This is a genomic window from Rhodospirillum rubrum ATCC 11170, assembly GCF_000013085.1.
In the GTDB taxonomy this organism is placed as follows: Bacteria; Pseudomonadota; Alphaproteobacteria; order Rhodospirillales; family Rhodospirillaceae; genus Rhodospirillum; species Rhodospirillum rubrum.
On sequence record NC_007643.1, the window covers coordinates 3,174,259 to 3,199,862 of the forward strand.

The window sequence follows — 25,604 nt, forward strand, 5'->3', positions numbered from 1 at the left end:
GCCGCTTTTTAAAAGAGCGATCAAACCCGGGGGGAAAGAAGATCTAGAACGCCCCGATAGGCGTCTTCGAAGCGCTTGGTCATGCGCGCCACATCACCGCGCCGGGCGACGACGCGGGGGCGGGCCCGGGCCCCCATCACCCCCAGGGTCAGGGCATCGCCCAAAATCTCCACCGCCCTCGCCGCCAGGGCGCCGTCGTCATCGGCGGCGATCACCAAATCGGGCAAGGCGAATTCATGGGCCACCGACCACTGATCGGAGCGGTATTCCCGCCAAAGGTCATGGCCCATCACCAGCACCGGGATCGACAGCGCCATGGCGTCCATCACCGTCACCCCGCCGCCCGAGGGAAAGGTGTCGATCATCAGATCGCCAAGCGCCAGGGCGCCCAGGTAATCGCGGGTCCAGGGCAAGGCCACCACCCGCCCGGCCACATCCTCGGGCAGGGCGGCGAGCCCCTCGCGCCCCACCCCAAGCGCCAGAAACCAGCTTGTCGGAACCTTGCGCAGAACCTCGGCGACCACCGCCAGATAGCGGGGGCTGAACTTCACCGGCCGACCGGCGCCACAGAGCACCGGCGCGCCCTCGGGAATGCCAAGCGCCGTCCGGGCCAAGGGGGTGACCTTTTGGTCATCGGGCAGATCCACCTCGACCCGAACGATGGTCCCCGATCCCGGGCAGTCCATCAGCAGGCGCTCGTCGGAGGCGATATTGAACACCGCTCCGGGGGCGGTGAACTGGGCCGGCGGCCCCACCACCTGGGCGACCCAGGGGATATCCAGGGATCGCACCAGAAGATAGGCCTCGGGCTGAGCCAGGGCGGCATTGGTCACCAGAAGATCGGGCGCCCAGTCGATGACGCGGGCGCGCAGGGCGCGCAGCCGCGCCTCGATCCCGGCTTCGGAGGCGACAAAGGTCGTCCAACCGCGCAGGGTGGCCACGGTCCTCACCTGCCGCCCCTCGGCCGACTCCTCAAAGGCGCGCTGGTCGGCGTCGGCGATCGCCACGCCGACCTCGCAGCGGCTGGCGTCATGATGGGTCAGCAGACCGGCCATCAGCTTGGCCAGAACCGACCCTTCCTGGGTGACGCTCGACAGCACATAAAGAACACGCGGCGTCTGGCGCGGCGCTCTCCCGCCGCCCGGCGTTTCCCCCGGGGGGCGCAGGCGCTCGGCCAGGCGGTCAAGCCCCTCGATCACGCAAGGGTCGGCATCGAAAACCTCCCGCCCCAGCACGGCGACGTGGTGATAGCGCCAGTCCAGGTAAAGCCGGCGGACCAGGGCGAAATCGCCGGCTTTGCAGGCCGAGAGACAGGCGATCTTGCGAACCTCGGTCGCCCGCGCCACCGCCCCCATCCCATCAAGAATCGATAGCAGCACCGGGGCAACGGCGGGTTGCCAGCCCGACAGGCGGAACAGCCGCTCGGCGCAGATCAGCGCCTGATCGGGCCGTCCCTCGGCGAGAAAGGCCTTGGCCGCCATAAGATTGACGGTTATCCGCCGATCAACCCCTTCGCTCGCCAGAAGCGGGCCAAGGTGGGTCAGGTCGTCGATATCCCCGGCCATGGCCTATTCCGTTTCCTTGAAGTCCTGGACCATATCGGCATAGGACCGTCCCTGCTTGGGCCAGCGCGTCGAGGCCCAGTCCGGGCATTGGCCGCAGAAGCCATGGTTGGCGTAGCTGTTGGTCAGATGGGCCTCGCGCAGCGCCCGATAGAACGGCCCTTGCCAGACCTCGCGAATGGTGGTGTCGCGGTACTCGGCGATGGCGGCGCCATGGGCCCAGTCCGCCGGGCAAAAGGATAATTGGCCGCTGGGGTTAAGCACGATGCGCTCCCAGGGATAAAGGCAGGGGCGGCGCGTCTCGCCTTGCTCGACCCGCAGCGTCGCCGCCAGATCCTGGGCGGCGCCGGCACAGGAATGCAGCCGGCGGATCACCACATAGGCCGCGCCGTTTTCCTTCCAGAAGCGTTCGAAATCGGCGGTCTCCCCCTGATTGAACGGCTGTTCGACGAAAGACACGACGATCTTGGGCGGATCGACGCGGCGGGCGGCGCCTTCCATCAGGCGCAAAACGCCGCCGCGCACCCGCTCCAGATCGCCGCCCACCCGCACCCGGGCATAGGTTTCGGGCAGGAAGGCGTCGATGCTAATGTCGATCAGATGGATCCCCGTTTCCAGCAGCCGCGCCCGCCGGCCCTCGTCCAGCAGCATGCCGTTGGTGGTCAGGGACACGGTGGTGCCCGAGCGGGCGACGGCCTTGGCGAGCATGGGGAAGATAGCCGGATGGGCCATCGGCTCGCCCGCCGCCGTATAGCGGATATAGCCAACCCGCCCCTGGCCATGATCTCGCACCTCCTCGACCATCTTGTCGTTCAAGGCGGGATCAAGCATACGTCCGGCGTAATGGACGCTTTTCTTGAACTGGGGATGGGGACAGTGAACGCAGGCCAGATTGCAGACCTCGGTCACATCCACATTGATCTGCGAGGGAAAATCTGCCGTCAGCCGGTCGCCAAACCCGTAAGCGTCGGAAGCGGCCGGCGCGGGGACGGCCTTGGGCGATAAAATGGTCACGACGACCTCCTCGCCAGGGCGTCGGCAAAAGCCGGCGCCGGGGGCAGAACCACGGTGTCGGGTTGCCGGCTGCGCAGGTGATGGCGCGCCTCGGAGCCCAGATTGAACAGCAGATCAAGAACCGTCACCGCCGGGGCGAAGGCGCCCCAAAGCTGGGGATAGGGGGCGTAATCATAGGTTTTATACTCAAGCCCGATCCCCGAGGCGCGAAAGGCCTCCAGATCCAGATAATCCGCCGCCGCCGGGCCCGACAGATAGCGCGTCGCCCCGACGGCCCGCAGAATAGACAGCAACCGCGCCGTCTTGCGCCCGGGCTCCCCCCAGGGCTCGCTGCTTTCGATGGGCGTGGTGATCGCCAGTTCATCCATCAACCAAAGCGTCAATTCGCGATTGAGAGCGCTGAGAAGACCATGGCCCTTCCTCAGAATGGCCCGGTAAGGCTCGATATAGCGGTCGTAATGGGGGGCCGAAGCATAAGCCTCTTCAAGCAGGGCAAGATGGTCGGCGATCCACGGGCGATCGGTCAGGATGGGCGTATCGCAGATCCGCTGCGGTGGGCCGGTGCGCGCGATCGGCACCGTCAGCCAGCGCCGGCCCTTTGGCGTCTTGATGGCGTTGCGGATGCGCCAGTCGTGACGGTTGGGCAGTTGCACCTCATCAAAAATCAAAAACAAATCAACGCTGGCGATGAAATCGAAATAGCCGCGCCACGGCAGATAGCACGACTGGATAATGCCTACGCGCATGACGCCCCCTCCGCCATCAGCCTGACGAACAAGGCGCCGCCGCGCACAAAGACGCAGTCCAGCGATCGCCAATGCTCCTCGACGAAGCGGTCGGCGATGATCCGCGGCCCATCGCCCCAGGCGTGGACATAGTCATCCATCACCAGCCAGCCCCCCGGCACCAGCCGGGGCAGCCACAGGCGCAGGTCTTCCTCGATCTTGGGAATGTCGTGATTGCCATCGATATGCAGCAACGCCGTCCGCCCGCGATAGAGGGTCTCGCCGAATTCCGCGCTGGTCACGCTGAAGGGCGCGGTTCCCGGAATGGCGGCGGCGGCCGAGGGCATGCGCCGATAGTTCACGAAGCCGGAACCGACCAGGGTCATGGTCGACAAGAAGACGCGAAAGATCTCGTCCATGTCGAAGGTGACCATGGCGGCGTTGATCGCCTGATTTTCCTGGATGATGTCCGCCCCATGCCAGGGATCGACACATAAAACCGCCCCGGTGGCGTAATGGCGGGCCAGGAAGGCCAGAACGAAGGCGGATTTACCGCACCACGACCCGATTTCGATCACATCCCCGGTGGGCATCCAGCGGAAGACATCGAGCAAGGCGCTGATCTTTTCGTTCGAGCACCAGCCGGGAATGCCATGGGCCTGGGCGAACACCGCGCGCAGCTTATGCTCGGGCAACAAGGCCGCCGGTGTTCCGCTGGCGGCCAGGGCGCCCGGATGATGGCTGGCCACCAGCAGATCGGCCACCCGATGGCCGGAGAAGGGGCGCTGCCAGCCATCGGTTTCGCGCAAGGCCACCCCCGGAGCGAAGCCGGGAAGGCGTTCCTTCAGGGCCCGCCAGACAACCGCATGGGGACAGACGATCTCGCCGATGCCCTCGCGGGCGATCAGGGATGTCAGATGATCCTCGAAGTCGGGATCGGAATAATAGGGCAGCCAAACTCCCCGCGTGCAGAGATCGCGGGCCGGATCGAAGGCCAGCGACGAGGCGCAGATTACCCGGCGCCCCCGCCCCGTCGCCTCGGCGTAAAGATCAAGACTGACCGAATTCCCAAAGGGAAAGATCAAGATCGCCGCCCCCCGGGTCAGCGGCCTGCCCCCCGGGCGCGGCGCCGCGCAAGGCGGCGTCATGACGGCGCCACCGCGTCGATCAGCCGCTCGCAGACCCGCTCGACATCCTCATCGCTCAGGCAGGCGCTCAAGGGAAGGCTGAGGATGCTGTCGCTCAGGCGATCGGTCACCGGCAGCGGCCGCGCCGCGTAATCCCGATAGACGGCCATATGGTGCAAGGGCGTGTAATGGATGGCGACGCCGATTCCCTGCTTTTTGAGGCCAAGGAAAACATCGTCGCGCCGGGCGTGGCCTTCCCCCACCGGCAAACGCACCACCAGAAGGTGGCGGGCATGGCGCGGATCCTCGATCATCGCCTGGAAGCCCAGAGCGAGCCCGGCCCCGCCCAGCCTTTGGCGATAGCGCGCGCAGATCTCGCGGCGGCGGGCCTGCATGGCGTCCAGCCGCGACAACTGAACCCGGCCGATGGCGGCCTGCAGATCGGTGTAGTTCATCTTGAAGCCGACCTCCGAAGGGGTCAGCCCGATGCTGGCGCGCGGATCGATATAGCGTTTCCAGCTATCGGCCCCCAGGCCATGCAGCCGCAACCGCCGGGCCCTGTCGGCCATCTCGGCCGTCGGCGCCGCCAGCAGCCCGCCCTCGCCGGTCGAGAGATTCTTATTGGCGTAAAAGCTGTAGCAGGTGGGATTGCCCGCCGATCCGACCGGCCGGCCATCCAGATAGGCCCCGCCCATGGCATGGGCGGCGTCCTCGATCAGCAGGACGCCGGGCGGCAGGATCGCCGCGATCCCCTCGATATCGACGGGATGGCCGCCCATGTGGACGACGACCACGGCGCGGGTGCGCGGCGTCAGCGCCGCCGCGACGGTTTCCGGGGTGACGCATAAGGTTTCTTCATCGACATCGCAAAAGGCCGGGCGGGCGCCCAGCCACAAGCTGGCATTGGCTGCGGAAAACCAGTTCAGACTGGGAAGCACGACCTCGTCGCCCGCGCCTATGGCGTGCATATGCAGGGAAAGGAACAAGGCCGAAGTGCAGGAATTGAGCAAGACCGTATGCGGACAGCCGATGCGCGCGCCCAGGTCGCGCTCAAAGGCCAGGGTCTGCTCGCCCATGCCGATCCACCCCGAGGCGAGGACCTTGGCGACGGCCTCGATCTCGGCGGCGCCCAAGGACGGCCGGCCAAAAGCGATCGGGGCGTCGACCACGGCGGGTGGCGACAGGGGCTTGAACTCGCTTATGCCCATCAGACGGTCTCCCTGACCAAACCCCGATTTCTATCGGGACTCCGCTCCTATCGCTCCGGGAAGCGCAGACAACGGCAGGGAGAGTGTAGCGGGAAGGATATGAAGACAGCCTTAATTCGTCGCCCTTTTAAATCACCCTCTCCTTAAGGAGAGCGAACGCGGCCGGGTCAAAAATGGGCGAGGTAGCCGCCGTCGACCGCCAACACCTGACCGGTGACATAGGACGCCGCCGGCGAGGCCAGGAAGACCACGGCTCCGGCGATTTCCGCCGGCTGGCCCCAGCGCCCGAGCGCGGTGCGCCGCTCCAGGTGGCGCTCGTTTTCGGCATCGGCGACCATCGCCGCATTGGCCGACGTGGCGAAATAGCCCGGCGCGATGGCATTCACGGTGATGCCGCGCGGCCCCAGTTCGGCGGCGAGCGCCCGGGTCAGGGCATCGAGCCCGCCCTTGGCCGTGGTATAGGCCGCATCGCCCGCCCGCGCCACTTGACCGGCGATCGAGGTGATGTTGATGATCCGCCCGCCGGCCGGCATGGCCTGGGCGGCGCGCCGCGACAGGGCGAAGGGGGCGAGCAGATCGATCTCCAGCAGTTGGCGTACGGCGGCCAGATCAAGATCGTCAAGGGGTCGGCGATCGCGGGCCCCGGCGTTATTGACCAGGATATCGATGCCGCCCCACGACTCGGTCAGCTCCTCGAGCGCGGCGGCGCCGGCCTCGGGCTCGCCCAGATCGAAAGCCACCGCCTCGGCCGCGCCCCCCGCCGCCCGAATGGCCGCCACCGCCCGTTCCAGGTCCGCGCCGCCCCGCCCGTGAACGGCCACCCAGGCGCCAGCCCGGGCCAAGGCCAAAGCCATCTCGAACCCCAGCCCCCGGCTGCTCCCGGTCACCAGGGCGGTTTTTCCGGCGAGATCGAACAGCGACGCGGCCATGGCGAGGACCTTTCTCAGGACATAAGGGAAGACCAAGGGGGCATTAGCCGCGCCCCCTTCACCCCGATCAAGCCCCAATGCCTTAAAACCGCACCACCCCGTGGCGAACGACGGTCAACGCGCTTTGTCGCCCTTTGGCCCAGATCGCTCGCAACGGCCTCCTAATCCGCCGGATCCTGGCCGACCAGACGGCCGTCGAGCAGTTCCATGCGGCGGGTGCAGCGGGCGGCGACGGCGGCGTCGTGGGTGGAGATCAGGAAGGTGGTGCCGTCTTCGGCGTTGATCTCGCCCAGCAGGTTCATCACCTGTTCGGCCGGACCGCTGTCGAGATTGCCCGTGGGTTCGTCGGCCAGGACCAGGGCCGGGCGGTTGATCAGGGCGCGGGCCAGGGCGACGCGCTGCTTCTGGCCACCCGATAATTTGCGCGCCCCGTAATCGACGCGGTCTTCCAGGCCCACGCGCACCAACAGGGCGCGGGCCCGCTCGCGCATGAGGCGGGTCTCGCGGCCCTTGCCGGCGGCGGCGGGGAACAGGACGTTTTCCAGGGCGGTGAAATCGGGCAGCAGGTGATGGAACTGGAAGACGAAGCCAAGATTACGGTTGCGAAAGCGCGCCAGCTCGGCTTCGGGCAGGCCGATCATCGGCTGGCCAAGGATGCGCAAGTCGCCCGAGGTCGCCCCCAGCAAGGTGCCAAGCACGGCCAGAAGGGTGGATTTTCCCGAGCCCGAGGGACCGACCAGGGCGACGCGCTCACCCGCATTGATATCAAAACTCAGCCTTTTGAGAACCTGACTGGCCAGTTCGCCCTCGCCGAAGCTTTTGGACAGGCTGCGCGCCTCGACCAAAGGAAGCGTCATCCGATCACCTCGACCGGATCGATGGCGGCGGCGTTGCGCGCCGGGATCACCGCGGCCAGCACGCTGCCAAGCACGGTCAAGCTGATCACCGCCAGATAGCCGCCCTGCGAGGGATCGATCGGCAGGGCCGGCGTGCCATCGGGGCGGCGGGCCACGCTGACCAGCAACTGGCAGAACCCATAGCCGGCCGAGGCGCCGAGCAGGGCGCCGATCAGTCCGACGAACAGCCCCTGGGCCAGGAAGACCAGGGCCACGAAGCGCTTGGAGACGCCAAACGAGCGCATGATGCCGATCTCGGAGCGCCGGCGATAGGTCGACAGCAGCAAGGCCGAGGAGACGCCGATGACGATGGTGATCAGGCTGAAGCCCTGGATCAAGCGGCCGGTCTGCGCCTGACTGGCCAGGGCCTGATACAGCCGGCGGTTCTTGGCGATCCAGCTGGTCGCCGTCAGCCCGGTCGCCGCCCCCAGATGGCTGGCCACGACCTCGGCGTCGTCGAGGCGGGCCAGTTTGATCTCGATCTTGCTGATGCCATAGGGCAGATCAAGCAAGGTGCGGGCGGCGCGCAGGTGCAGATAGGCGGTGCGCTCGTCCAGCGCCTCGACCCCGGTGCGGAAGATCCCCTGGATCAGAAAGCTGCGCTCCGTGCCGGTATCGGCGCGCAGAACCAGACGGCTGCCGATCCTCAAGCCCAGCTTGTCGGCCAGTTTGTCGCCGATCAGCAGACTGTCGAGATCAAGCCGCGCCTCGCCCGCCACCAATTGGCCGTCGATATCGGCGATCGCCGACAGCCGCTCGGGCAGCACACCGGTCAGGGTCAGCGCCGCGCTCGCCCGTCCCCGGGTGGCGAAGGCGTTGCCGATGATCTGCGGCGAGGCGACCCTGACCCCGGGCGTCGCCTCGACGATGCCCAGCAGCGGCGACCACGAGCGGATCTGTTCGGGCACATCCAGGGTCTTTTCAACCGCCGCCAGCACCTTCGCCGTCTCGCCCAACGCCAGGGCCTCGCGCGGCGGCAGGGCCTCGCGCGGCGGCAGGGCCTTGGCCTCCAGCGTCACATGGGGAAGATTGCCCACGGTCTGGGCGATCAATTCCACCCGCAAGCCGCCGATCAGCCCGGTGATGAAAACGAAAACGATCACCCCGAGGGCGACGCCGGCGATCAGCAGCAGGGTCTGACCGGGATTGGACAACAGATAGCGGCGGGCGACCTTGAGGGCGAACAAGGCCTTAGTCCCCAGCCGCCGCGCCGGGGGCCACCACCATCCCGGCGGTCAGGCCAAGGGGGGCCAGGGCCACGGCCTCGCCGGCGCTCAGGCCCTCTGTGACGATCACCTCGGCCGCCGGCCAGTCGATGAAGCGGATCGGCCGGCGCGCCAGAACGCCATTGACGGCCACCAGCACGGCCGGGGCGGTGCGGGCCTCGAGGATGGAGGCGCGCGGCAGGCTGAGCGCGCCCTCGCGACGCTCGACCTCGATGGTGATATCGACCGAATGGCCAACGGGAATCGCCGGCGGCTCGCCAAGGAAGCCGACACGGACCAGACGGCCGCCGGTCGCCGGATCGACGCGCGGCGAGACCCAAAGGACGCGGCCGTCGATCGCCCTTGGTTCGGGTCCGGCCGGGATCATCCGCGCCGGCTGGCCAACGGCCAAGCTGACCGCCAGGGCCTCGTCGATTTCGGTCTCCACATCCAGGGCGGAGGTCGCGACCAGGGTGTAAAGGGCGGTGTCGGTGCCCACCACCTGCCCGCCGTCGACCGGGCGTTCGGTGATGATGCCGTCAAACGGCGCGCGGATCACCGTTTCCTCCAACCGGGCCCGGGCTTCCTCGGCGGCGGCTTCGAGGCGGGCGATATCGCGGGCCAGGCGAGAGACGGCGAAGCGGGCGTCGTCGCGGGTCACCACCGATCCGGCGCCGCTGCGCTGCAGGGCGCTGGCCCGGCCAAGATCGCGTTCGGCCTGATCAAGCTCGCTGCGTCGGCTGGACAAAGCCGCTTCGGCCTGGGCCACCACCGAGGCCGGGATCGCCGGATCAAGCCGGGCGAGAACGGCGCCACGGGCCACCCGCGCGCCCTCCTCAAAAGCCAGTTCGATCAGTTGACCGGCCACCCTTGACCGCACGGTGACGCTTTCGGCCGCCCGCAGCCGACCGTTGGCCACCACGACCCGCACCACAAGGCCGGGCTCGACGGTGACCAGCGGAATGACCGGCGGCGCCCGCCAGAATGGTCCGTAAACAACGAACAGCCCGACCAGGGCGGCCAGGATCGCCAGCCCCAGGCCCGCCCGCAGCCAGCCCCGCCGGGGCGGACTCGTCTGGCGGGCGGGCGGCGGCAGGGCGCGCAAGGGGCGGACCCGTTGCGCCTCTCCGCCGGCCTCGCCCTGGGCCAGATCAACCGCATCCTTCAACCCCATCGCGCCCCCCATGGCCCCACACCCCCGGCGACGACGGCGGAGGGCGGGCGGAGGGGAAGGGATCGGGGGGCGGGGCTGCGCATGGTCATCGGAGAGTGGCGGGCTTTGGCGACAGCGTCAACCACGGCGAGAGCCGCCGCCGTCCCCGTCCCGGCCCCGATCGCGGCCGGGCCGCAGTCCTCGCCGGAGGGACTCACAGCCAGCGGCGGACCTGGGCGCGATAGGCGCGATAGACATCGCCGAATTTGGCTTCGAGATAACGCTCCTCGGCCAGGATGACGATAAGCTGAAGGCAGATCATGAAGACGAAGACCAGCAAGGCCATCCACAGCGAATTGAGCAGACAGGCCGTTCCCAGATAGATCAGCGACAGCGACAGATAAAGCGGGTTGCGGGTCAGACGGAAGGGGCCGTCGGTGACGATGGCCGTGGTCGTTCCCCGGGGATGGATGGTGGTGTCATGGCGCCGCATCGTCAGCACCGCCCAGACCATCAGCCCCCCGGCCAGAACCAGAAACACCACGCCAAGCCACAGATCGCCCCAGGCCGGCAGGAAAGGCACGGGCGACAGGGTATGGGCAAGCACCCCCGCCACCATGAACACCGAAAACAGGGCGGGAGGGGTGGCGCGCATCCGCGCCCGATCGGTCCCGGTGGGTTTGCTGTCTTGAACCATGGCCTTACCTTTTTGCTTGCGAGGGCGCAGGCGACGATAAGCCATCGGCGGCGCAAACTCCACCGAACCGAGAAAGACCGAATAGGCGCAACCGAAATCGGATCAGGATGCCGCAACCGTCGGCGGAGCGAAGGCGCCATGGGTCAGCGAAACCCGCGTTCCCCGCGGACCGCCGACGCTCTCGATCCGGGCGTCAAGCTGATGCCCCAGCGCCCGGATGATGCTGGTACCCAGCCCGGGGGTGACCTTGGCGGCGCTTTCGGTCGGCGTGCCGACGCCATTATCGGTGACCGAAAGCCGCCAAGCGCCGTCGGCGGCGCTTTCATAGGCGACCAGGATCTCGCCGGCGGTGGCATCGGCCCGGAAGGCGTGCTTCAGGGCGTTGATCACCAGTTCGGTCACGATCAAGCCCAGGCTCGCCGCCTCGTTCGACGGCGCCGAGCCCACGGCCTCGACCTTGACGACGATGGGGCGGGCATCGCCGATCAGCGTCGCGGTCAGGGTTTCGCACAACCGGCCCAGATAGGGGGCGAGGGCGATCGCCTCGCCGGGGCGCGAGGCCTGAAGCTGTTGCTGGGCGGCGGCGATCGACAGGATGCGCTGATGGGCGTCTTGCAGGTGGTGGCGGGCTTCCTCCGAGCTGACGGCGCGCGCCTTCATCATCAGGATACTGGCGATCAGCTGCAGGCTATTGCCGACCCGATGGCGCATTTCCTGAAGCAACACGTCCTTTTCGGCGAGCAGATCGCGCATCGCCGCCTCGGCGGCGCGCTGCACGGTGACATCTTCCATCGCCAGCAAAATCAACCGCTCGCCCTTGCCCTTCTCGACCACGGTGCGCGCGTTCAGCACCATGGTGCGACGGCCGCTTTCGCCGAAATCGTGATCGATCTCATAGGCGTCCATCACCGCGTGCTGGGGCAAGATGGTTTCCAGAAGCACGCGCAATTCGGGGATGTTCCACTGCCCCTCCCCCACCCGGTACAGGGGACAGCCCGCCACGTCTTCGGGGCGGAGCTTGAAGGTCTGATAAAACGCCCGGCTCGCGCAGACGACGCGGAGATCCTTGTCGAGCACCAGCAAAGGTTCGCGGATGGTATCGACGATCGCCTGGGCGAAAGCGACGCCGTCTTCAATCTGGGCAAAGGCTTGGGCGCTGGTCATCGGGGCCTTCCGAATCGGGCCTTCAGCCGCCAAGGGACAGGCGGCGGGCCATTTCAGCCGCACAATACCCCAAGAGGTCCCGACCATCTCTCCAAAATTCGTCGGTGGTCGACTGCGCACCGCCGCTTCCGGCCGGCGGCGGTGGCCTCAGATGCTACTGACCCGAACCTCGACCAAAAGACTGTCGAAGGCGTCGCCACCGCCCACGAAGCTGCCCGAAACCGGCATGGCCTGATGGATATCGCGGGCGACGGCCACCGGGATCAGATTGGAGCCGCCGACGCTGCGGTTGGTCGGATCGAAGGTGATCCACCCGGCGCCCGGAACAAAGACCTCGGCCCAGGCATGGGTCGATCCCGCCCCGGCGTCCCCCAGGCTGGCCTGATCGGGGTTGTGAAGATAGCCCGACACGATGCGCGCCCCGAAGCCCAGGCAGCGGGCAGCCTCGATGAACAGCACGGCGAAATCCCGGCAGGATCCCCAGCCGCGATCAAGGGTCTGCAACGGCGTCTGGGTGCCTTCGTCCTCCCGCCCCTGATAAGAGACCCAGGCCGAGATCCCGGCGTTGAGATCCTTGAGCAGCGACAGTGTATCGGTCCGTTCGCCGCGCACGAAGGCCCGCGCCCAGGCCCGCAAGCGGCCATCAGCGTCGTCGTAGCGCGGCTGGGTCAAGGCGCCAAGATCGATCCAATCGTCGTCGGCATAGGAAAACGGATAGGAGATCGCCGAAGCCGCGATGTCGAAGACCGGCCAGACCACCGCCTTGAGCTGGACCTCGGCAAGGCTGTCGATGACCAGGGTGTCGGCCAGCCCCTGAAAGCTCGCCGTCGCCAGCGCGTTGCCCGACACGTCATGGGCCCAGGTGATCGTCGCCGCCGGGCTGACGACGATCTCGCTCGAGATCAGCCGCAGATCCCGGCTTTCACGCGGACGCAGCATTAAGCGATGGGGGCCAAGGCCGACCGCCTGACGATAGCGATAGGTCGTTCTATGCGAGATCCGCAGCGTGATCACGGGGGAGACTCCCTGGGGGTGAGGACGGGTGATCCTCATCGTCCGGCAGGGCCGACCAATGGGGGAAAACATCGCGGGTATTTAGCCACTATATAAGATCGCCGAGCCTTGCTTTGCCCGGCAAAAGTCGTTGGTTCCCGCCGCTGCTTTTTCGACCTTTGAGTCGCTGCGACAAATAATCCGCAAACCACGCTTGCATTCGCGGCCATTGTGGACCATCTTAAGAGGGTCGATAGACGGCCTGATGACTTGGCCTCGCGCTGAAGCAATTCGCGCTAAGCTGATACTCTTCTACCTGAAAACGCGATTTCGACGGTCCGCATCCCTGCGGGCAAGCTCTCTCTATGATCTAGAAAGGGGTTTCCATGACTACGGGAACCGTTAAGTGGTTTAACGTTCAGAAGGGCTTCGGCTTCATTGCGCCCGATGACGGCGGCAGCGATGCCTTTGTTCACATCAGCGCGGTAGAGCGCTCGTCGGATCGTTCACCACCAGGATATCGGTGCCGCGAATCGCGTGATCGCAAAAGGCGATGGCCCGGGGCATCTCGTCGACATCGACGCCGCGGCGCGACTTGAACCACTGGCGGTCCCGGTCAACCAACGAGATCAGGGCGATCGGCACATCCAAAATCAAGGCCGCGAGCCGGGTCACCCGATCGAAGGCGACTTCGGGAAGGGTATCGAGCACCCGATAGGCATGAAGCGCCGCAAGGCGGGCAAGTTCGTCCGTTGCCGCGCCGCCGCCCAGCCGCTCCCCAATTGAGGAAGCCGAACAGATCATCGAGAAATCAGCCCCGTCATTCTTGTCACCCATCGGACTCATTACAGTGCCTCCAATCCATCTGGCTCGCACATCCCTTGATACGGGGAAAATTTGCTCAGAACAGTCTCTTTATATGGCTATTCTTTATTGTACTCGTTTTCTAAAAGAAAATACTTTTCACGTCTATTAATCAGAGGCCATCCACTTCCCGGGATTTTTATTAACTAGACAGTAGATTTATTTCCGGAGGTTTTCTTTTGACCGAGGAAGGTTCTGAAAAATGCCCCTCGGCAAATATGGACCTATGAATGTAGCTTTTAATATCATAATACTCTTTTGGTTGCTATTCATAAGCCATGCCTTCGCAAGCGTGCGCGGCGCGTTTCGCCCTTCCGGGCCGGGCGCCGCCCCGATCATCAGGAGCTTTCCATGCGCTTAGGCCATCTAACCATCCGTCTCAGGCTTTACGCGGGCTTTGGTGTCCTCATCCTCTTGGGAGCGGCACTGGCTGGTTACGGGTATTGGCAGCTTTCGCGACTCGAAGCGCAGAACCAGAAGATGAGCCTCATCGCCGACGGCACGGTGCGCCTGCTCAAGATCGATGCGAATCTCGAGGTCCTGCGGCGAACCAAATTGAAGTTCCAGTTGGATGGCGACATGGCGGCCGAGGCCGAGTTCAACAAAACCATCCCGCCGTCCCTGGAACTGATCGGCACATCGCTCGCCATTGTCATCAATCCAGAGCGCCGGGCGATTTATAATGACGTGAAGGACGCCATCTCCCTTCACGCCAGCCAGTTCGACGGGTTCAAGGCGGCGGTGCGGGTGGTAAACGCCGACAAGGCGGCCCTGTTCGCCGCCGGCGACGGGGTGTCGAGCGAAACCGAGACCCTGCTCACCGCCTTGCGAAGCACCGACAGCCAACCCCTGATCCTGGCGGGGGGGGGAAGCCATGCGTGCCGTGTTGTCGTTACGGGTCACCGGCTTGCGCTTCCTCGCCAGCGGCGACCGTCAATGGCTGGATCTGGCCAATGCCAATGCGGAAAAAGCCAAGGTGGCGATGGTCAACGCCGTCGCCGAGGCGCCGGACTCCCTCAAACCCCTGGCCACCCGGGCCAGCGCCGCCATCGATGGCTATCGGCAGGCGGTCAACGCCATCGCCAAGGCCCACAGGGACGTCGCCGATCAGGATTCGGCGATGAAGCTGCAGACGATCGATATGCAGAACCACCTCCACACCGCCCGCGATTCCCTGTTGGTCGAGTTCGCCCGGGCCAAGATCGATAACGATGCGACCATAGACCGGACCATGACCCTGCAGGCCGTGCTCGCCCTGCTCGCCGCCATCCTTGGCGTCGTTTTCGCCGCCGTGATCGGCCGCGGCATCACCGTGCCCATTCGGCGCATCACCGAGACCATGGAACATCTGGCGGCGGGAAGCGATACGGTGGTCGTTCCCTATCGTGAGCGTGACGACGAGATCGGCACCATGGCCGGTACCGTCGAGGTCTTCAAGCAAAACGCCGTCCAGAAGCGCCGTCTTGAAGAGCAGCAAATCAGCGAACAAGCCGCTCGCGCCCGGCGCCAGGAGGAGGTCGACCAACTGGTCGGCTTCTTCGGCCGCAGCGTCAGCAGTGTTTTCACCTCGGTCTCCAAGGCCTCCATCGGCATCGCCAAGACATCAAGTTCCCTCCAGGAATCGGCGGCCGACACCCGGACCCAGGCCCGCCACGTCATGGGCGAGATCGAGCAGACCGCCGGAACCGTCCAGACCGTCGCCGCCGCCTCGCAGGAACTATCCGCCTCGATCGAGGAAATCGGCCGCCAAGCCGGAGAATCCTCGCGCATCTCGACCGCGGCGATGGATCAGTCCGATGAGATCATCAAGCGCGTGAATGAATTGCGCAGCGCCGCCGAACAGATCGGCACCGTCGTCGAACTCATCAACACCATCGCCAGCCAGACCAACCTGCTGGCGCTCAACGCCACCATCGAAGCGGCGCGGGCCGGCGAGGCGGGCAAGGGCTTCGCCGTCGTCGCCTCCGAGGTCAAGACCCTGGCCCAGCAGACCGGCAAGGCGACCGAGGATATCGGCGGTCAGGTCTCCTCGATCCAGGCGGTGGCGGCCCGTACCGCCGACGCCATTCAGGGCATTGCCCAAACGGTGAGACAGGTCAACGAGATCGCCGTCACCATCGCCTCGGCGGTGACCCAACAAAGCGCCGCCACCCAGGAGATCGCCCGCAGTTTCGAGCAGGTCTCCGATACGACGACCAGCGTGACCCGCAGCATGGAACGGGTTAATGCCGCCGTCACCAACAATAGCCAGGGCGCGACTGCCGTCCGCTCGATCGCCGAGGAGCTATCCCAGGAAGCCGATTCCCTGGGCCTTGAGGTCAAGGATTTCCTGGGCGCCCTGGCCGATCTCAGCCGCAGCGACGAATTCCGCACCTATGCCGTCTCCCTGGCCGCCAGTGCCACCATCAATGGCCAGATCACCACCGGCCAGGTCACCAAGCTTTCTCCCGGATTCGTCGTCTTCTCCGGCCGCCTTGGCGTGCAACCCGGAACGGTGCTCGAGATGCGGATCGATACCGTCGACCGGCCGCTCAAGGTGCGTTTCGTCGAAGTCAAAGAGGATGGGTCCTACCTGCAGCTGCCTCTCGACCACGCCCATCTGACCTATATGACCCAGATCCTGGCCCACCTGGGGAAAGCCGCCGCCTAAGACAGGGGCTCGGGATTTACGCTAAACCAGAACACGAGTCGCATCCTTCGGGAGAAACCAAAGATGGCCGAAATCCTGATCATCGAAGATATGTCGGGCGTGCGCCACGCCCTCAGCGGCATGCTCAAACGGGCTGGACACAGCGTCGTCGTCGCCGAAACCGGCGACCAGGGCTTGGAGCACTTACGCCGCCGCCGCTTCGATCTGGTCATCACCGACATGCTGATGCCCGGCATGGATGGAACGGAGGTGTTGTTTCAACTGGGCGCCATGCCCAACCATCCGCCGGTGATCGCCATTTCCGGCGGCGGGGCGGGCATTTCGGCCGAAACGGCGCTAAAAGCGGCCAAGCTCAAGGCCGACGCCTTTTTGCAAAAGCCCTTCGAAAAGGCCGAACTCCTGGCCGCCGTCGACAAGGTCTTGGCGAAGTAAGGGGGGCCGAAAGACGGCCCTTGCGGGCCGTCCCGGCTTATGACCCCGGTGCCTTAGGCGGCCAACCCCATCGCCGCCAGATCCTCGGCAACCGTGCCGACGGGCATGATGCCGAAGCGATCGACCAGCACCTTGAGCACCGGCGGGGTGATGAAAGCCGGCAGGTTCGGCCCCAGGCGAATGTTCCTCACCCCAAGGGCGAGCAGCGCCAGCAGCACGGTGACCGCCTTCTGCTCGAACCATGACAGCACCAGCGACAGCGGCAGGTCGTTGACGCCGACGCCAAAGGCCTCGGCCAGGGCCTGGGCAACCTTGATCGCCGAATAGGCGTCGTTGCACTGGCCCATATCGAGCAGGCGCGGCAGGCCGGCGATGGTGCCCATATCGTGATCGATCACCCGGAACTTGCCGCAGCCCAGCGTCAACACCACCGCGTCCTGGGGCAGCGAGCCGGCGAGATCGTCGAAATAGGACCGGGCGGATTCATGGCCGTCGCAGCCGCCGATCAGCACGAAGCGGCGGATGGCGCCGGCCTTGACCGCGTCGATGATCTGCGGGGCGACGCCCAGCACCGCCTTGTGACCGAAGCCGGCCAAATGGTGACGGACCGGGCCATCCTCGGCAAAGCCGGGCGCGGCCAGGGCGCTGGCGATCAGCGGCGCGAAATTCCGCCCCGACAGCGCCGTCGCCTCCGGATGGGCGACCAGCCCACAGGTGAACAGCCGATCCCGATAGGCCGCCGTCGGGTTCTGGATGCAGTTGGTGGTCATCAGGATCGGCCCGGGGAAGGCGGCGAACTCGCTGCGCTGGCGCTGCCAAGCCCCGCCGTAATGGCCGACCAGATGGGGATACTTCTTCAGTTCGGGATAGCCATGCGCCGGCAGCATCTCGCCGTGGGTATAGATATCGACCCCCAGACCGACGGTTTGCTCGAGAAGAACGGCAAGATCCTTGAGGTCATGGCCCGAGACCAAGATCGCCTTGCCGGCGCGATGGCCCATCAGAACCGGCGTCGGCTGCGGATCGCCATAGGCGCCCGTATTGGCCCGATCAAGCAGATCAAGCACCGTCAGCGACACCGTGCCACAGCGCAGCACCAGCCCAAGCAGGGCCTCGGCATCGGCGGGAACCTCGGCCAGGGTGGTCAACACCTCGTGAACGAAGGCCGCCACGCTCTCGTCGGTCTGCCCCAGGATACGGGCGTGGCAGGCATAGGCGGCCATGCCCTTCACCCCATAGAGCAACAGGTCCTGCAAGCCGGTCAGATCGGCGCCTTGCGCCGTCAGGCGATGGGCGATCGACGCCGCCTCGCCAGTGCCGACCAAACCGGCCCGCGTCGAGGCCGGCTGCCACAGGGCGGGGCCGCTCAGGGTTTCGGGAGATGTGTGACGGGCGGCGCAGGCTGCATCGTAGCGGGCCCGGAGCTGATCGCGCAAACAGGCGGCCTCGCGCAGTTGCTCCTCCAGCCGGGCCGGATCGAAGCTGACATTGGTGACGGTGGTGAACAGCGCATCGAGCACGAAGGCGTCGATCTCGGGCAGAGCGATCCCCAGCTGGCGCAGGCGGTAGGCATATTGCGACAGGCCCTTGGCCGCCTCGATCAGCAGATCCTGCAGGGCGGCGACCTCGGCCGTCTTGCCACAGAGGCCGACGGTGACACAGGCCACACCCTGGGCCGTCTGTTCACATTGGTAGCAATACATCGTTCAGATCCTTCGCGACCGGGACGGGGCGCCAAACCCCTGCGGAAATTGTCGGTATCAGAACGACAGCAAAGTCCCCGAGCGACCTTGACGATGGTCAAGGGTGCGCAGGCTTCCGGGTAACGAAGCCCCAAACGTCGTCGACCGCCCGGCATGGCCTGGGCGGTCGATCGGATCTGCGAAAGAGATTTCAGGAGCCAACGGGCGCAAGCGCCCGGGTCTTGCGCTGTTAGCGCGGTGTGCGGGAAATCCGGTCCCCGCATACCGCGCTAAGATTTTCATGGTCAAGCCAATCGTCGTCGCACTCTGCGTCAGAGTGCTCGGGATTTGCTTTAGTTGGACGGGGCGTTCGCCACGTAGCCGCGGGCGCATTCCGGCGTTTTTTCAACGGCGGCATGGAATTCGGCCAGGGTCTTGGCGCTCACCACCACCCCTTGCCCACTGCCGCCACAGGTGGTGGACCAAACATTGGACATGCGAACGACGGTGGCATCCGAAGACGCGCAGGCCGAAAGCCCAAGCACGGCGCTGACGGACGCGAGGGCGAGAATCTTGTTCATCTGAGAATGATCCGTTCGGCTGGAAAAAACGGTGAGCCCAAGTCTACAGCGGCGACTGTGGCGAAATTAAAGCGGGAAGCGGGGTGGCAAGGCACCAGAGGGACCGGCTTTTGAAAGCGATGAAGATCAGCGATCCCTTTTTTTAAAAAAAGGATGCGACCGGAACAAAACTCAAGAAATCAAAAAAATAAAAAAGACCTTCTTGCTTTCTATTTACGATTTCCAAAAAGACGAGACACAGAAATAATCATGGTCTTTCCTGGCTTTTCTACAAAATGGAACATTAACATAGAGCAAACAAACACAGAGATAAGCGCCAAAATTAAAGCGAAAAAATCGTTGAGATACCCAAGTGCCGGCAGATCATCAAACATTTTTATAATCACAAGATGAAGAAGGTAAATTGAGAAAGAAACCTCTCCCATGTAAACAAAAAATCTTGTTGATAAAACAGAAGAGAGGAAACCTTCACTTTTTGCCATTACAAAAATAAAAACAGCCGCAGCCAGAGCCGGAAATAAGCTCATAACTTTCCAGTACAAACCAGGAAATCCAAAATCAAAACTAAAAACAGAAAAAATTTTAGACAGAAAACTCACATTAAAAATAAGAAACAAAACCGAAAACACTTCTAGTACAGTCCAGAGCACTCTATTCATAACTATACGATTATGAAATTTTATCCACAAAAATGCGGAACACATTCCAGCAACAAACTCAAATAGCCTTGCAAGCGGATTGACATAAATCAACCCCTCCATAACAATCTTATTATCTGGATACTGAAAACTTGGAATGCTCATATAATAAGCCAACAACACAAAAACAAAACCGACAGAAAAAGAAATGAAAACTTTCAACAACCATGTTTTTTGAAAACAAAATATCAAAAACGGAAACAGCAAATAAAATCCCATTTCCGTAGATATGCTCCAACTTACGCTATTATATCCAAAAAAATACCCAGCATATGGAAACCAAGACTGAACTAAAAACACATTCGCCAGAATATTTTTTAGACTTGTACTTTCAATATCAGGCATAGAATCGTAATTTACGAGCAAAAGAACAAACAAAATAAAGGCATGCGCCGGCCATATTCTTGCCACGCGCGCAACCCAAAACCGCACTATGGCGGCCCGATCAGTCAAAGCAGGATATCGGTAAGTCAAAATAAAACCGGACAACACAAAGAAAACCGAAACCCCCTGACCTAAGCTCCACCCCTCTGTCAGCTCGTGGGAGATTCCAAAGTGTCCCGGCACGTGATGAAGCACGATCGCCAAAGCCGCAAACAACCTAATTCCAGTCAAAGATTTTAAAAAAACTCCGGATTTATCACCAGTAGCACTCACTGAATAAGTCAAAGCGCGTTCCCCAGGGAAGATGTGTTTTTTCTAAAAACTCGGCGAACATTTTAATCTAAGACAAAATGATAAGCTTCACGACTTTCACAGAAAGGGATCGATGAGGGCGAAAAACAGCCCGATGCGACACCTCCGGCGATATGCGGAAAACCCGGTTCACGCAGGCCGTTCTAGGATCCTGATAGCGGAGCATATCGTCGTCGCCATCGGTTCGGAACGCGTCACCGTTTCCCCTTTTGCAAGACAGGGCCACCCTCGCCGAGAACGCCACGCGAGCCGTCGCGATGCCGGAACACGCCGGGAGTCGTTAGGATCTATAAGAAAATAGCCAAGGGAATTTCGAATGCGCCTATCGGCGCCACACTTACTCATCAGCGGCTTTATCCGCTTCGCAAAGACGGATCTGAAGATCAACGCCTTGATGAGAAAGTGGTGCCCGGGGGCGGAGTCGAACCACCGACACCGTGATTTTCAGTCACGTGCTCTACCAGCTGAGCTACCCGGGCACCGATCGCTGTCGCCAGCGAGGAGGGGTGTGTACACGATCCTTTCGGGGGCTGCAAGAGGAACTCTTCAAAAAAACGCACATCGCCCCCCGCAGGGCGGAAATCAGCGAAAACCGAACCAATTCCGCCAGCTAGGCTCCCGGCTTTCGACCAAGGGTAGAACCTCATGCAGACGCCCCTCAAGGGCGCGCCAATGGCTTTCCACCTCCGCTCGCGGGGCGCCCCGCATCGCCGCGCCGATCAGGGTGCTGAAATGGGCTTCGAGATCGACCTTCAACGCCTCGTCGCGGCGGGCCAGCGCCATTTCCATGCCGCTGCCTTCGAAGACATCGAAATAAAGATCGGAAAACACCGTGCCGGTGGCGATGCCTTGGCTTGCCTGATAGCCCGCGACCGCCGCCTCGCCCCGCTGATGAATGGTCTCCACCGCCACCGCGAAAGCCGGCTCGTCGGCCTTGAGCGAGGCGGTCAACGGCGCCCCCGCCAGCCACCCGATCAAGATCCCTCCGGCAAGGACCAGCGCCGTTCTCCGCCACGCGAGCGCCCCAAAGGGGCGTACTCCTTTCATCGCCCCAAAGGGGCGTACTCCTGTCATCGCCCCAAAGGGGCGTACCCCTCTCACCGTCCCTCCGGGGCGACGAGAGCCAGACGCGGCCGGCCGATACCTTTGGGGATCGGGTTGGGAACGATCCACGGCCCCAGCGGCGCCGGTCGGCCAAACAGGAAGCCCTGGGCGCAGTCGACACCGCTTTGGCGCAGAACCTCCAGACCCGACGCCTCCTCGACGCATTCGGCGATCGTGCGCATGCCCATGGCATGGGCAACCGTATTGATCGCCTGGACCATCGCCGCCTTGACCGGGTCGTGGTGGATATCGCGCACATAGCGGCCATCGATCTTAAGGAAATCCACCGGCAGCTCCCGCAGATAGGTGAACGAGGAATACCCCGAGCCGAAATCATCAAGGGCGGTCTTGCAGCCGAGATCGGTCAAGGCCTTGAGGAAAGTCCGCGCCGCCGCCAGACTGGCGATCGCCGCCGTTTCGGTGATCTCGAAGATCAGCGCCTGTGGCGGCAAGCGGCGGGTGGCGATCAGCCGGCGGACGGCGCTGAAAATCCGTCCATCGCCGACGGATTGCGCCGAAAGATTGAAGCTCAGGAAGCCGCCCTCCAGCCAGCCGGCATCCTCGGCCAGGGCCTCGGTCACCGCCAGGATGATCTGGCGATCGATCTCCACGGCCAGACCGAAGCGTTCGGCGACGGGAATCAACACATCCATGGTCAGGCCGATCGCCGCCGGATCATGGAGCCGGGCCAGGGTTTCATGGCCGACCACTGCCCCGCTCGTCACATCAATGATCGGCTGAAAAACCGGACGGAACAGATTGTTGCGCAACCCGCGATCGATCAGCTTGGAATAGCCGGCATCGGCCACCACCCGGGCGCGGACTTCCAGGTCGCCCTCCTCGAACAGATGAACGCGGTTGCGCCCGGCGCGTTTGGCCAGCCGCATCGCCATATCGGCCCGCGCCAGCAGGTCCTCGGGATCGTCCACATCGGCGGCCCAAGTGGCGACGCCCAGCGAACAGCCGATCTCCACCGATTTGCCGTCATAGGAAAAGGCGTAATCGGCCAAACACAGCCGCAGGGCCTCGGCGACATGCAGGGCGCCTTCGCGGTTGACGCCGTGGAGCAGCACGGCGAATTCGTCGCCCCCCAGGCGGGCCAGCAGATCGGTTTCGCGCAGGCGGCCGAAAAGCACCTCGGCCACCTCCTTCAGCAGGCAATCGCCGGCCTGATGACCAAGGGAATCGTTCACGTATTTGAAGCGATCGAGATCGATGCTGATTACCGCCACCCCGGCCGCCGGGAATCGGCCGGCCCGCGCCACCGCCTTTTCCAGATCATCGAAAAAGCTGCGACGATTGATCAGCCCGGTCAGCGGATCGCGCTGGGCCAGGAAGGTCAGGCGGTCGATCATCGCCTTGCGGTCGGTCACATCGGCGATCAGGGCATTGAAATAGCGCCGCTCGCCCAACATGAAATCGCTGAGCTTGAGCGACAGATGAAAGGCCGCGCCATCGGCCCGCCGCGCCGGCAGATCGATTTCACGGCCGCGCAAGGCCAAAAGCCGCCGGGAAAGCGCCCCCTCCTCGCCCCCGTCTTCGGCCAACCGGTCCAGGGGAATAAGATCGCCGAGCGGCCGCCCCACCGCCTCGTCCCTGGTCAGCCCCAGCACCCGCTCGGCCGCGCCATTGATCGATTCGATGCTGCCCTTGTCATCGACGGTGATGATGCCGTCGCTGGTGCTTTCCAAAACCGATTGCAGCCGCAACTGCCGGGAATGGACCTGCAGGCGCATGCCATTGAAGGCATCGACCAGCAGCCAGGTTTCAATGGTGCGCGGCATCGGCACATCGGTCTCTCCAACCGCCCCGCGGCCTTCGGCGCGCAGGGCCTCGGCCACCCGCAACACCGGTCGGCGGATCGACAGTTCGAAAACGCCATAAGCCGCCAGCACGATCAGGAAGATAACCCCGGTCAGCCCCCAGATGATGATGCTCAGCGTGTCCGAGGTGCCCAAAGCGAGATAGGTCTTATCGACCATGGCGTCATAAACCCGCCTTTCGCACAGGTGCAAAACGTCGCGCAAGCCATCGACAAGGCCAACGGGGGCCGCAGCCTCGCCGCGGCTCCATCGCCCCAGGTCGCGGTCCAGGCGGGTGCTCATCTCGTCAACGGCGGCCGGCAGGCCGGAAAAGATCGGCTGTCCGGCCAAGGTCGGATCGCTGGTCAGCCGACCGACAGCCGCCCTCAGCCCGGCCACCGCCGCCCGCACCGAACCGATGGCATCGGGGTGGATCATCGCCTCGTGCAGCGCCCGTTCCACCTGACCAAGGGCGGTTTTGGTCTCTTGAAGCAGCCGGTGGGAGCCGTAATAGGTTTGGATCTGCCGGTGGCTTTCCGCGCCGATGGCCTTGACCAGCGACTGGCCATAGGCCGAGATTCCCAGCAAGACGATGGCCAGAACCAGGGCGGTCAGCAAAAAACGCCCGCGCAAACTCTGTGAAATCGATCGCACGGTTCCCCCTTTTCGACGTCTGGGCGACCTCGGCCGCAAGCGGCCCCGCCTTGAACGCCGGTCCTTCAGTTAGTCCGACATGAGAATCACTCTCATTTTCAATATCAGCCTAACCTGAAGTCCTGGGGGGTTGTCAAGATTTAGCCGTATGGTTCTTGTGGAGCCCCGCGTTAATACATCAAAAAGGTGTGGTTATCCCTGACCGATAGATGACTCTCGCCCCGCGCCTCTTCGAGACTCTAGCTCCGCGCCTCTTCGAGATTCTAACTCCGCGCCTCTTCGAGGCGACTAACTCCGCGCCTCTTCGAGGCGACGCACGAACTCGCCGATCAGCGTGTCGTACAAGGCGCCCTTAAGCACCTGATCCTCGATGCCGGTATCGATATTGGGGTTGTCGTTGACCTCGATCACCAGACAGCCCTTTTCGGTTTGTTTGATATCGACGCCATAAAGCCCGTTGCCCATCAGATTGGCCGCGCGCAGGGCAAGGGCGATGACCTCGTGGGGGGCTTGATCGATATCCAGGGTCTTACAGCTTCCCAGTTCGGTCTTGCCATTGGCGTTGTGATTAACGATCTGCCAATGCTTGCGGCTCATCAGATACTGGCAGACGAACAGCGGCTGGCCGTTGAGCACGCCAACCCGCCAATCAAAGGCGGTGGGTACGAATTCCTGGGCGAGGATCAGATCCGACGAGCCCAGCAGCTTATGGCCGACATCAAGCAGCGCGGCCCGGTCTTCGACCTTGACCACCCCACGCGAAAAACTGCCGTCGGGGATCTTGAGGACGATCGGGTAGCTCAGATAGCGTTCAACCGTTTTCAGCCGCTGGCGATCGATCACCCGGGTTTCCGGGGTCGGCAGATTATTGGCCGCCAGCAGCTCGGCCAGATAGACCTTGTTGGTACAGCGCAGGATCGACAGCGAATCATCGATCACCGGCATGCCGTTTTCCTCGGCGGTGCGGGCGAAGGTGAAGGTGTGGTGGTTGACGTTGGTCGTCTCGCGGATGAACAGGGCGTCGAATTCCGCCAGACGCGGCAGATCCTTCTTGCCGATCACCTCCACCTCGACCCCGGCCCTGGCCGCCGCCCGGCTCAGCTTGCGTAGCGTCGGCGCCGTCGAGGGCGGCAGGGGATCCTCGCGGTTATACAGCACCGCCAGCGACCATTTCGGCGCCTTGCGCGGCTTGGGCGGTTTCCATTCGTCCTTCAGCGCCTTGGCCAGTTGCTCTTGGAAAAAGCTCTCGCGGTCTTCGGGAAGATCCTTGGCCGAGCGCGGCTCGATATCCTGGATCTGCCAGCCCGACCCGCCCGCCACCGGAGCGATGGTCATCACCATCAGCGGAAACTGAAATGCCTCCCACACCTGACGGGCCAACTTGCCAAAGCGCGCATCGGGGGTGGCGCCAAAGGCGATGAACACCTCGAATGGCTGGGCTTCGGTTTCGCCCAGGTCTCCCATGCGGATATCAAGCGCGTCGTTCAGACCGCGCATCAGGATCTGGCGCAGGGATTTGCGGTTCAGATTGACGATGGCGGCAACGGCGGGCAGCACCTTCAGGCCGCGCGCCGCCGCCAGCAGCGAGGCGTAATAGCCCAGCCCCAGATAGGAGCAATCGCTGGCCAGATTGATGATGCGGGTCCCCGGGGCCGAAAACAGCGCCGGGCGGGAAATGAACTCGCGGGGGGCGACAATCAGATCGGCCACGTCCGCCGGGAAGGTCTCGGGCTTGCGTTCGGACAAAATGAAAAGCATTTGTGGGTCC

At 63.8% G+C, this 25,604-nt stretch carries 22 protein-coding genes and 1 tRNA gene; 3 read left to right on the forward strand and 20 right to left on the reverse strand.

The features are described from left to right. Positions 1 to 20: 20 nt before the first annotated feature. The 12 genes from RRU_RS14165 to RRU_RS14220 all read right to left on the reverse strand — a co-directional run bounded on the left by RRU_RS14165 (position 21) and on the right by RRU_RS14220 (position 12,694). Complete coding sequence (locus RRU_RS14165; protein ID WP_011390552.1) at positions 21 to 1,565, reverse strand: peptide transporter; 1,545 nt, start codon at positions 1,563 to 1,565, stop codon at positions 21 to 23. A gap of 3 nt (positions 1,566 to 1,568) precedes the next feature. Next, complete coding sequence (locus RRU_RS14170; RefSeq protein WP_011390553.1) at positions 1,569 to 2,576, reverse strand: radical SAM protein; 1,008 nt, start codon at positions 2,574 to 2,576, stop codon at positions 1,569 to 1,571. Further along, the gene (locus RRU_RS14175) at positions 2,573 to 3,322 is read right to left on the reverse strand and encodes a WbqC family protein (RefSeq protein WP_011390554.1); all 750 of its coding nucleotides are present in this window, start codon (positions 3,320 to 3,322) and stop codon (positions 2,573 to 2,575) included. The genes RRU_RS14170 and RRU_RS14175 overlap by 4 nt, the downstream gene beginning before the upstream one ends. Further along, on the reverse strand, positions 3,313 to 4,449 hold the full coding sequence (locus RRU_RS14180; protein WP_011390555.1) for a class I SAM-dependent methyltransferase: 1,137 nt from the start codon (positions 4,447 to 4,449) through the stop codon (positions 3,313 to 3,315). The genes RRU_RS14175 and RRU_RS14180 overlap by 10 nt, the downstream gene beginning before the upstream one ends. Then, positions 4,446 to 5,636 carry a DegT/DnrJ/EryC1/StrS family aminotransferase gene (locus tag RRU_RS14185; protein ID WP_011390556.1) on the reverse strand — a complete coding sequence of 397 codons (1,191 nt, stop codon included), beginning with the start codon at positions 5,634 to 5,636 and terminating at the stop codon, positions 4,446 to 4,448. The genes RRU_RS14180 and RRU_RS14185 overlap by 4 nt, the downstream gene beginning before the upstream one ends. Before the next feature lie 167 nt (positions 5,637 to 5,803). Beyond that, positions 5,804 to 6,565, reverse strand: coding sequence for an SDR family oxidoreductase (locus RRU_RS14190; RefSeq protein WP_011390557.1), 762 nt, complete (start codon positions 6,563 to 6,565; stop codon positions 5,804 to 5,806). Between the two features lie 161 nt (positions 6,566 to 6,726). Continuing rightward, on the reverse strand, positions 6,727 to 7,422 hold the full coding sequence (locus RRU_RS14195) for an ABC transporter ATP-binding protein (protein ID WP_011390558.1): 696 nt from the start codon (positions 7,420 to 7,422) through the stop codon (positions 6,727 to 6,729). After that, positions 7,419 to 8,648: an ABC transporter permease gene (locus tag RRU_RS14200; protein ID WP_011390559.1), complete on the reverse strand. Its 1,230-nt coding sequence runs from the start codon at positions 8,646 to 8,648 to the stop codon at positions 7,419 to 7,421. Before RRU_RS14200 ends, RRU_RS14195 begins: the two co-directional genes overlap by 4 nt. Before the next feature lie 4 nt (positions 8,649 to 8,652). Next, a complete protein-coding gene (locus RRU_RS14205) occupies positions 8,653 to 9,840 on the reverse strand; it encodes an efflux RND transporter periplasmic adaptor subunit (protein ID WP_237703769.1) in 1,188 nt (395 codons plus the stop codon). A 193-nt stretch (positions 9,841 to 10,033) separates the two neighbouring features. After that, entirely contained in the window at positions 10,034 to 10,561 is a 528-nt protein-coding gene (locus RRU_RS14210; protein ID WP_011390561.1) for a methyltransferase family protein, read from the reverse strand. 57 nt (positions 10,562 to 10,618) lie between these two features. Continuing rightward, positions 10,619 to 11,680 carry a sensor histidine kinase gene (locus RRU_RS14215; protein ID WP_042440462.1) on the reverse strand — a complete coding sequence of 354 codons (1,062 nt, stop codon included), beginning with the start codon at positions 11,678 to 11,680 and terminating at the stop codon, positions 10,619 to 10,621. A 147-nt stretch (positions 11,681 to 11,827) separates the two neighbouring features. Further along, complete coding sequence (locus RRU_RS14220) at positions 11,828 to 12,694, reverse strand: transglutaminase family protein (RefSeq protein WP_011390563.1); 867 nt, start codon at positions 12,692 to 12,694, stop codon at positions 11,828 to 11,830. A 365-nt stretch (positions 12,695 to 13,059) separates the two neighbouring features. On the opposite strand from RRU_RS14220, the gene RRU_RS14225 reads away from it, so the two are divergent. After that, positions 13,060 to 13,272 (forward strand): cold-shock protein, encoded by a 213-nt coding sequence (locus RRU_RS14225; RefSeq protein WP_011390564.1) that lies wholly within the window; start codon positions 13,060 to 13,062, stop codon positions 13,270 to 13,272. Positions 13,273 to 13,903: 631 nt separating this feature from the next. Here the strand turns inward: RRU_RS14225 and RRU_RS14230 are convergent. After that, on the reverse strand, positions 13,904 to 14,383 hold the full coding sequence (locus RRU_RS14230; protein WP_162470625.1) for a hypothetical protein: 480 nt from the start codon (positions 14,381 to 14,383) through the stop codon (positions 13,904 to 13,906). A gap of 28 nt (positions 14,384 to 14,411) precedes the next feature. On the opposite strand from RRU_RS14230, the gene RRU_RS14235 reads away from it, so the two are divergent. Together RRU_RS14235 and RRU_RS14240 are read left to right on the forward strand one after the other, a co-directional pair. Next, on the forward strand, positions 14,412 to 16,187 hold the full coding sequence (locus RRU_RS14235; protein WP_011390567.1) for a methyl-accepting chemotaxis protein: 1,776 nt from the start codon (positions 14,412 to 14,414) through the stop codon (positions 16,185 to 16,187). Between the two features lie 63 nt (positions 16,188 to 16,250). Next, the gene (locus tag RRU_RS14240; RefSeq protein WP_011390568.1) at positions 16,251 to 16,619 is read left to right on the forward strand and encodes a response regulator; all 369 of its coding nucleotides are present in this window, start codon (positions 16,251 to 16,253) and stop codon (positions 16,617 to 16,619) included. Positions 16,620 to 16,672: 53 nt separating this feature from the next. Here the strand turns inward: RRU_RS14240 and hcp are convergent, their stop codons facing one another. The 7 genes from hcp to RRU_RS14275 form a co-directional block, all read right to left on the reverse strand. Beyond that, positions 16,673 to 18,322: a hydroxylamine reductase gene (gene hcp, locus RRU_RS14245; RefSeq protein WP_011390569.1), complete on the reverse strand. Its 1,650-nt coding sequence runs from the start codon at positions 18,320 to 18,322 to the stop codon at positions 16,673 to 16,675. 332 nt (positions 18,323 to 18,654) lie between these two features. Next, on the reverse strand, positions 18,655 to 18,882 hold the full coding sequence (locus tag RRU_RS14250) for a hypothetical protein (protein ID WP_011390570.1): 228 nt from the start codon (positions 18,880 to 18,882) through the stop codon (positions 18,655 to 18,657). A 209-nt stretch (positions 18,883 to 19,091) separates the two neighbouring features. Continuing rightward, positions 19,092 to 20,249 (reverse strand): acyltransferase family protein, encoded by a 1,158-nt coding sequence (locus tag RRU_RS14255; protein WP_011390571.1) that lies wholly within the window; start codon positions 20,247 to 20,249, stop codon positions 19,092 to 19,094. A gap of 430 nt (positions 20,250 to 20,679) precedes the next feature. Beyond that, positions 20,680 to 20,755, reverse strand: a tRNA-Phe gene (locus RRU_RS14260). 103 nt (positions 20,756 to 20,858) lie between these two features. Beyond that, entirely contained in the window at positions 20,859 to 21,254 is a 396-nt protein-coding gene (locus tag RRU_RS14265; protein WP_014626444.1) for a hypothetical protein, read from the reverse strand. A gap of 119 nt (positions 21,255 to 21,373) precedes the next feature. Continuing rightward, on the reverse strand, positions 21,374 to 23,836 hold the full coding sequence (locus RRU_RS14270; RefSeq protein WP_011390573.1) for a putative bifunctional diguanylate cyclase/phosphodiesterase: 2,463 nt from the start codon (positions 23,834 to 23,836) through the stop codon (positions 21,374 to 21,376). A 288-nt stretch (positions 23,837 to 24,124) separates the two neighbouring features. After that, positions 24,125 to 25,594 carry a RimK family protein gene (locus RRU_RS14275; protein WP_011390574.1) on the reverse strand — a complete coding sequence of 490 codons (1,470 nt, stop codon included), beginning with the start codon at positions 25,592 to 25,594 and terminating at the stop codon, positions 24,125 to 24,127. Between the last annotated feature and the right edge of the window lie 10 nt (positions 25,595 to 25,604).